The 8,150-nt window shown below is 28.4% G+C and carries 9 protein-coding genes; 7 read left to right on the top strand and 2 right to left on the bottom strand.

The window, feature by feature from the left end; all coding sequences use genetic code 11:
* Nucleotides 1-7 precede the first annotated feature (7 nt).
* Nucleotides 8-541, bottom strand: coding sequence for a GNAT family N-acetyltransferase (locus tag CRV03_RS13400; protein WP_129085652.1), 534 nt, complete (start codon nt 539-541; stop codon nt 8-10).
* A 184-nt stretch (nt 542-725) separates the two neighbouring features.
* Here CRV03_RS13400 and sufB point away from each other — a divergent pair, with 184 nt between their 5' ends.
* The 7 genes from sufB to CRV03_RS13435 all read left to right on the top strand — a co-directional run bounded on the left by sufB (nt 726) and on the right by CRV03_RS13435 (nt 7,180).
* Entirely contained in the window at nt 726-2,162 is a 1,437-nt protein-coding gene (gene sufB, locus CRV03_RS13405) for a Fe-S cluster assembly protein SufB (protein ID WP_129085653.1), read from the top strand.
* Nucleotides 2,163-2,298: 136 nt separating this feature from the next.
* Nucleotides 2,299-3,039, top strand: a complete 741-nt coding sequence (gene sufC, locus CRV03_RS13410) for a Fe-S cluster assembly ATPase SufC (RefSeq protein WP_129085654.1) — start codon at nt 2,299-2,301, stop codon at nt 3,037-3,039.
* A 2-nt stretch (nt 3,040-3,041) separates the two neighbouring features.
* Complete coding sequence (locus CRV03_RS13415; RefSeq protein WP_129085655.1) at nt 3,042-4,073, top strand: SufD family Fe-S cluster assembly protein; 1,032 nt, start codon at nt 3,042-3,044, stop codon at nt 4,071-4,073.
* On the top strand, nt 4,066-5,247 hold the full coding sequence (locus tag CRV03_RS13420) for an aminotransferase class V-fold PLP-dependent enzyme (RefSeq protein WP_129085656.1): 1,182 nt from the start codon (nt 4,066-4,068) through the stop codon (nt 5,245-5,247). The genes CRV03_RS13415 and CRV03_RS13420 overlap by 8 nt, the downstream gene beginning before the upstream one ends.
* Before the next feature lie 8 nt (nt 5,248-5,255).
* Entirely contained in the window at nt 5,256-5,669 is a 414-nt protein-coding gene (locus CRV03_RS13425) for a SufE family protein (protein ID WP_129085657.1), read from the top strand.
* Nucleotides 5,670-5,687: 18 nt separating this feature from the next.
* Complete coding sequence (locus tag CRV03_RS13430) at nt 5,688-6,032, top strand: metal-sulfur cluster assembly factor (protein WP_129085658.1); 345 nt, start codon at nt 5,688-5,690, stop codon at nt 6,030-6,032.
* Nucleotides 6,033-6,034: 2 nt separating this feature from the next.
* A complete protein-coding gene (locus CRV03_RS13435; protein WP_129085659.1) occupies nt 6,035-7,180 on the top strand; it encodes an MFS transporter in 1,146 nt (381 codons plus the stop codon).
* Here CRV03_RS13435 and CRV03_RS13440 read toward each other — a convergent pair.
* Nucleotides 7,173-8,024, bottom strand: a complete 852-nt coding sequence (locus CRV03_RS13440; protein ID WP_129085660.1) for an EAL domain-containing protein — start codon at nt 8,022-8,024, stop codon at nt 7,173-7,175. The genes CRV03_RS13435 and CRV03_RS13440 overlap by 8 nt on opposite strands.
* Nucleotides 8,025-8,150: the final 126 nt, after the last annotated feature.

An 8,150-nucleotide genomic window follows, 5' to 3' on the forward strand; every position in this document is an offset into this window, starting at 1 on the left:
AAGTATGTTAAAATCTTTTAAGAGATTTTTTCATACTCTCATAAAGATCTTTATACTCTTGTTCTGAAAGAGTTTTTTCTTGACTCATTAACACTAACTTTAATTCTTGTGCATCTTTTCTAAAAGGTATTTGTAAGTGTTCGTAAGAATTTACAACAAAATCAAACCTTTTATAAAAGTTTAGTCTTTTTTGTGTGATTTCATCTACTATTGGTTCTATTTCTAAAACTATATTCTTATTATCACTTATAAATTTTTCTAAAATCTTAGAACCATATGATTGCCCCCTTAATTCACTATTTACAGCAAAATGTTCTAAAAAAGTATATATTTTATTTTTTGTATTGATTTTCCAAAAAAAGACAATAGAGATTAAAACCTCATCTTCCACATAACAAGTCATCTTAAAATTTTTATCAGTTAAAATCTCTTCTTGCTCTTCTAATGTTCTTCTTTCAACTTCAGGAAAAGAGTCTAAATATAATTTCCATGCTTTATCAAAGTACTTATTATCTTTACTTTCAATAAATACAAGTTCCATAATATCTCCTATTATAAAATCAAAGCAGTAATCTACTCAAAACTACTTGTAAAGAACTTGAAATAAAGTTAAAATTTTATTTAAAGTAAAATATTAGTTAAACATTTATACTATTATTTAATGAACATATGTTAAATTTCTCTAAATAGGACAATTTTAGTCCTAATTAGAAAAAGGCTTTAAAATGAGTGAAAACAAACATTTAAAAGAGATTTTAAAACAAGACTACAAACTAGGTTTTGAAACACTTGTAGAGAGTGATACATTTCCTAAAGGCTTAAATGAAGATGTGATAAAAGCCATCTCAAAAAAGAAAGAAGAGCCAGAGTGGTTACTTGACTTTAGATTAAAAGCATACAAGATTTGGCTAAAGATGGAAGAGCCAGATTGGGCACATCTAAACTATCCAAAAATAGATTATCAAGATATTGCATACTATAGTGCACCTAAAAAAGCATTGGATTCTTTAGATGAAGTTGACCCAGAAATTTTAAAAACATATGAAAAACTTGGTATTCCATTAGAAGAGCAAAAAATGCTTGCTGGTGTTGCAGTTGATGCTGTATTTGATTCAGTTTCTGTTAAAACTACTTATCAAGAAGAGTTAGAGAAATTAGGGATTATCTTCTGTTCTATTTCAGAAGCAGCTCATTCTCACCCAGAAATTCTAAAAAAATATTTAGCCTCAGTTGTAAGTAAAAACGACAACTACTTTGCAACACTAAATAGTGCAGTATTTACAGATGGAAGTTTTGTATATATTCCACCAAATACTAGATGTCCAATGGAGCTTTCAACTTACTTTAGAATAAATGCTTTAAATACAGGACAGTTTGAAAGAACACTTATTATCTGTGATGAAAACTCTTATGTTTCATACAATGAAGGTTGTTCAGCTCCAATGAGAGATGAAAGACAACTTCACGCAGCTGTTGTTGAATTAGTAGCCCTAGAAAATGCACAAATAAAATATTCTACTATTCAAAACTGGTACCCAGGTGATGAGCAAGGTAAAGGTGGTATTTTAAACTTTGTTACTAAAAGAGGTTTATGTAAAGGAGATAACTCAAAAATCTCTTGGACACAAGTTGAAACAGGTTCAAGTTTAACTTGGAAATACCCTTCATGTGTTTTAAAAGGAAATAACTCAGTTGGAGAATTCTACTCTGTAGCAATTTCAAGCAAAGCCCAACAAGCTGATACTGGTAGTAAAATGATTCACTTAGGTGAAAATACAAAATCTACTATTATCTCAAAAGGTATCTCTGCTATGACTGGTGTAAATGCCTATAGAGGATTAGTTAGTGTAGGTAAAAATGCAAAAAATGCAAGAAACATTTCAGAGTGTGATTCACTGCTAATTGGACATAAGTGTAAAGCACATACATATCCATACCATGAGATTAAAAACTCAAGTGCACATATTGAACATGAAGCAACAACTTCAAAGATATCTGAAGAACAATTATTTTATTTATCTCAAAGAGGTATTGACGAAGAAGATGCTATTGCTATGATTGTAAATGGATTCTGTAAAGAGGTATTAAAAGAGTTACCTATGGAGTTTGCAGCGGAAGCTAAAGAGTTATTAAATATCTCTTTAGAAGGAAGCGTCGGATAAAACAAAAAGAGATAACTCGTTATCTCCTTTAGAGTTTTTGGTCACTTTTTAATGATTTTTTATAAATCATGATAAAAAAGTGTTAATAAATAAAAAGGTTCCCTTGAAAAATGGAACATTTTTAAAGGAATAAATTATGTTAAATATTAAAGATTTAAAAGTAAATATAGAAAATAAAGAGATTTTAAAAGGTTTAAACCTTGAGATTAAACCAGGTGAAATTCATGTACTTATGGGACAAAATGGTGCAGGAAAATCAACTTTAGTAAAAACTATTAGTGACCATTATGACTGTGAAGTTACTGGTGGTGAAATAAGTTATAAGAAGAAAGACCTTTTAGATTTAGATGTATCTGAACGTGCTAAAGAAGGAATCTTCCTAAGTTTTCAAAACCCAGTTGAAGTTCCAGGAGTAAACAATAGTTATTTTCTAAAGACTATTGTAAATGAAAAAAGAAAATACCACAATGAAGAAGAACTAGATGCAATGGATTTTCTAAAATACTCAAAAGGTGAACTAGAAAAATTTGATATTGATAAATCACTTTTAAAAAGGGATTTAAATGATGGTTTCTCTGGTGGTGAGAAAAAAAGAAATGAGTTGATTCAACTTTTACTTTTAAAACCTGATTTAATCATGCTTGATGAGATAGACTCAGGACTTGATGTAGATGCAATTAAAACTGTTGCAAATGTTATAAATAGTCTATTAGAGGATAAAAGTAGATCACTACTTATGATTACACACTATGACAAACTATTAAATCTTGTAAAACCTGACTTTGTTCATATTTTAAAAGATGGAAAGATAGTTAAAACGGGAGATTATAAATTAGCTCAACAACTTGACAGTGTTGGGTTTCAAGGATTGGAGTAATTATGAAACTAATTGATTTAAAAGATATAAAATTTCCAACAAAAAAAGATGAAGATTTTAGAAAAATAAATTTAAACCCTATATTAGAAAAAGAGTTTGAATCTTTCAATGAATACAAACTAAATATAGAAGTTCAAGAAGGTAGTGAACTTATTAGCTCTACAAATGAACTGATTAAAATAAACGAAAGATTAGAAACTAAGAATTATGAACTAAATATAAATGAAGATACAAACGAGCCAATTGTGATTGTACACAAACTAGAAGACGAAAATAGTATAAACACGAACTCTTTAAAAATAAATGTATCAAAAGATATAAAAGCTTCAGTTATTGAAGTGTTTATAAATGAAAAAGAGAATAACTTTTATAATGTTGTTAGAGAATTTAATATAAATGAAAATGCCCACTTAGAGTATTTAAAAATACAAGATATGAGTGAAAAAACATCTTTGATATTAAACTATATAAACAACTTAGAAGATGAAGCATCTATAAATCATACAAATTTTGAATTAGGAAAAGGTTTCGCCCTTAATATCTATGACTCAAATTTAGAAAAAGAGAATACTAAACTAAATATAAATGGTTATGTAAATCTTTTTGAAAAGGCTAACTCTTCTTCTATATTTAATACAAATCATATAGAAAAAAACAATGCAAGTCATATAAAATACAAACATATTTTACATGATAATTCAAAAGCAGTATTTGAAGCTATGTCAAAGGTAAATGAAAAAGCTTTATACTCAAAGGTTCATCAAAATACTGACACTATTTTATTAAGTGATGATGCAACTATTTTTGCAAAACCTCACTTAGAGATAAATATTGATGAATTAGAAGCAAGTCATGGGGCAACAACAGGTTCCCTAGACCAAGACCAACTTTTATATCTACAATCAAGGGGTATAGATGAAGCATTAGCTAAAAAAATGCTTTTAAAAGCCATTGAAAATGAGATTTTAGATACTATTTTAGACGAAAAAGTAAAAGATTTTGTAATAAATTATGAAAGGAGCAGTTATGTTTAAAAAAGATTTTCCCTATTTTTCAAATAGTGATATTGTCTATTTAGATAATGCTGCTACAACACAAAAACCAAAAGAAGTTATAAGCTCACAAGTTGAGTATTATGAAAAATATTGTGCAAATACGCATAGAAGCTCTTTTGGTGATGCAAATAAAGCAACTTTAAACTATGAAAATGCAAGAAAAACTTTACAAGAGTTTATCAATGCTAAAAGTAAAGAGCAAATAATATTTACAAAAGGTGTAACAGAGTCAATTAACTTTATTGCATCTTCATATGCTAAAAAGTTTAAAACAGTAATCATCTCTTCACTTGAACACCACTCAAATATCGTTCCATGGCATATGCAAGGAAGAACACTTGGGGATGGACTAGAAGTAGTTTCTTGTAATGAAAACTTAGATTTTGATTTTGTAGATTTTGAAAATATATTAAAAGCTAACCCAAACTCATTTGTAAGTGTTACTCATATTTCAAATGCCTTTGGAAAAATACATGATATAAAAGCAATTATAAAACTAGCACATAAATATAATAGTGTGGTTATGATTGATGGAGCCCAAAGTTTAGCCCATATGAGCGTTGATATGCAAGAGCTTGATGTGGACTTTTTTGCTATTTCAGCACACAAAACATTTGGACCAACTGGGGTTGGAGCTATTTACATAAAAGAAAAATATTTAAAAGAAGTAGAACCATATCAAACAGGTGGAGCAACTATAGACCAAGTTGATTTTTCAAGTTCAACTATGCTTGATGCCCCTTATAAGTTTGAAGCTGGAACGCAAAATATAGCTGGTGTAATTGGTTTTGCTAAAGCTTTAGATTATATAAGTGAAGTTGGTTATGATGTAATTATGAAACAAGAGCATGAAGTTTATGAGTATTTGACTGAACAGTTAAGCAAACTGCCAAATATAATCTTCTATAATAATTTAGAAGACTCAATTGGAAGTAAAAGTTTTAACTTTAAAAATATCATGCACGATGATATTGGTATTTTACTTGACAAAATGAAAATCGCTTTAAGAGTGGGTCACCACTGCGCTCAACCAATTATGAAACAACTAAATATCAAAGGTACTATAAGAGTTTCTATTGCCTTTTATAATACAAAAGAAGATGTTGATAAACTTATAACTGCTTTGAAAAAAGCTCTTGATATGCTAAGTTAAGGAGTGATATGAATACTATTGAAAAAAGAGTTCAAGATATAAAAGAGGATTTAGACTTTTTTGATGATGAACTACAAAAATATGAATATATTATTGATTTAGGAAAAAAACTTCCTGAACTTGAAGAGAAACATAAAGTTCCTGAAAATATTGTACATGGTTGTACTTCGCAAGTATGGCTTATCGTAGAAAAAAAAGACGACAAACTTTATTTCAAAGGAACTTCAGACGCAGTTATTGTAAAAGGTTTAGTTTATATTATTCTAAATATATTCTCTGATTCTTCTATTGAAGAGTTAAGAGAAGTGGATATGGATATAGTTTATGAACTAGGTCTTAGTGAAGTTATTACTCCAAACAGACAAAGTGGAGTAATTGGCATGATTAAAAAAATTAAAGAGTATGCTCTAAGTATCAACTAGAGTCAAAAAGGATTATATATGTCAATTATTGAAAACAAAGAAGCTTTAAAAGAAGATGTAATTAAAAGATTAAAATCAGTATATGACCCAGAAATACCAGTAAATATTTATGATTTAGGGTTAATATATAAAATAGATTTTGAAGAAAAAAATAACTATGTTTATGCAAATGTTGAGATGACTTTAACTTCTCCTGCTTGTCCAGTTGCAGAAAGCTTAGTTGAACAAGTTAAATATGTAACACAAACAGCTGATATTATTGATGAAGCTTATGTGCAGTTAGTTTTTGATCCACCTTGGGATCCTTCAATGATTAGTGATGATGGAAAGGATATTATGGCAGCTTCTGGAGCTCACATCTAAAAATGAAAAGAAACGAGCTATTAATTATTATATATACAATTACTGTTTTATTATCAGTAATGTACGCAACACAACCTATTCAACCATTATTAGCAAAAGAGTTTGACGTATCAGTTGTAAAAGCTTCATCTTTTACAGCTGTTATCATGCTTTTCTTAGCAATATCACCTATTATTTATGGATATATTTTAGAGTCAGTAAAAACTAAAACTGTTTTAACAGTTGCTTCAATTACACTATTTGTAACAAATCTAGCACTTAGTTTTTCAAACTCTTATGAAGTTTTCTTAACTATTAGAACCATTGAAGCTATGATAGTTCCAGCTATTTTAACAGCCTGTATGACAATTTTAGCAAATGATAAAGAGAATACTAAAGTAAATATGTCTATCTATGTAGCAGCAACCGTTTTTGGTGGTCTTGTAGGAAGGGTTTTCTCAGGATTTATTGCTACAGAGTTTGGATGGAGAACTGTATTCTTCTCACTATCATTAGCTCTTTTATTTGGTTTACTTTTAATTAGAAAACTATCTTTTGAAGGTGATACTGAATTAGCCAAACCAAAACTAGCTGATATAGCAAATATTCTTAAAGACAAAAGGTTTGTTGTAATATATTCATTAATGTTCGTTATCTTCTTTATTTTTGGAGGAATATTAAATATTCTACCATTTAGAATTAAAGAGCAAGTTCCAGATATAACAGAAACACAAATTGGTTTATTATATCTTGGATATGGAGTTGGAATTGTAGTTTCTCTTACTATTCATAAAATTATTGCCCTATTTAAAACAGAACTACCAACTGTTTTAGCAGGTATAGGAATATTCTTTATTGCAACAGTAGGATTCTTTAGCTCAAATGCCCTATTCTTATTCTCTTTAGTGTTTTTATTCTGTTTAGGGATGTTTATTATACATACCGTTGCAACAAGAATTGCAAACTCTTTAAAACAAAACCAAAAGGCACTTACCTCAGGTATGTATCTTAGTTTCTATTATCTAGGTGGAGCGATTGGTTCTTTTGCCCCATCATTTGTATATGCAAACTTTGGATGGAATATCACAATGCTAGTATTTATTTCAATGTTAGTAGGAATTTTCCTATTTGTATTTTTAAATAGAGGTTTATTTAAAAACTTTAACTAACCTCTATATTATCAATAATCTCTTCATGGGGCTTACCTATATAGTAGCCTTGTGAATAGTTTATTCCCATTGACTTTACGTAATCAAATATCTCTTCATTTTCTATATACTCAGCAATTGTCTTAATCCCTAAGTTATCACATAAAAACTTTAGTGTACCTACTAATAACTGTGTTTTTCTATTTGTATGAATATCTCTTATTAAAGTTCCATCTATTTTAAGATAATCGATATACTCATTTAGATTAATAATATACTGATAATTTGAATAGCCACTTCCAAAATCATCAATTGCAATCTTACAACCTAAAGATTTAACATCTTTAATAAATTTTAAAAACTCATCATAATTTTCAATTGCCTCAGACTCTACAATCTCAATTACAAGTCTATCTCCAACCTTATACTCAGTTATCATTTTATAGATATAGTTTATCATCTCTTTAGAAGAGATATCTTCTGCACTAAGATTTATAGAAAACTCTGAATCAAGATGCTCAAAATATTCAAAAGATTTTTTTACTATTGCTTTTGTAACTTTTTTATATTTTTTTATATCCTTAGAAATAGACAAAAAACTATTTGGATAGATAATCTCATCTTCATATTTTAACCTAACTAAAGTTTCATACTTTTCAATTATCTTTGTTTTATTATTGTAAATTGGTTGAAAATATACAAGAACATCATCGTTTTCAATAGCTTTTTTTACTTTTGTAGCTAACCTAATATTGTCTTTATTTAGCTCTACTCTTCTATCATTTTTATTATAAATATAAATATCATTTTTTTTGTGATGTGCCGTTTCTAAAGCTACTTCTGCTTCCTCTAACTTCCTTGAAATATTATAATGCCACTAAATATTAAGACATAAACAACAAAGTTTAAATTCCTAAAAGATAAAATAAATTGAATAATTTAGGAGAAAGATATGGCAAGAGGAAGAGGTAAATCTTTCAGTGCAGATTTT

It is taken from the genome of Arcobacter sp. F155 (assembly GCF_004116455.1).
GTDB lineage: Bacteria > Campylobacterota > Campylobacteria > Campylobacterales > Arcobacteraceae > Halarcobacter.

Bases quoted from the DNA above. Each gene is read 5' to 3' on its own strand.
- CRV03_RS13400 (WP_129085652.1), bottom strand. From the start codon at position 541: ATGGAACTTGTATTTATTGAAAGTAAAGATAATAAGTACTTTGATAAA.
- sufB (WP_129085653.1), top strand. From the start codon at position 726: ATGAGTGAAAACAAACATTTAAAAGAGATTTTAAAACAAGACTACAAA.
- sufC (WP_129085654.1), top strand. From the start codon at position 2,299: ATGTTAAATATTAAAGATTTAAAAGTAAATATAGAAAATAAAGAGATT.
- CRV03_RS13415 (WP_129085655.1), top strand. From the start codon at position 3,042: ATGAAACTAATTGATTTAAAAGATATAAAATTTCCAACAAAAAAAGAT.
- CRV03_RS13420 (WP_129085656.1), top strand. From the start codon at position 4,066: ATGTTTAAAAAAGATTTTCCCTATTTTTCAAATAGTGATATTGTCTAT.
- CRV03_RS13425 (WP_129085657.1), top strand. From the start codon at position 5,256: ATGAATACTATTGAAAAAAGAGTTCAAGATATAAAAGAGGATTTAGAC.
- CRV03_RS13430 (WP_129085658.1), top strand. From the start codon at position 5,688: ATGTCAATTATTGAAAACAAAGAAGCTTTAAAAGAAGATGTAATTAAA.
- CRV03_RS13435 (WP_129085659.1), top strand. From the start codon at position 6,035: ATGAAAAGAAACGAGCTATTAATTATTATATATACAATTACTGTTTTA.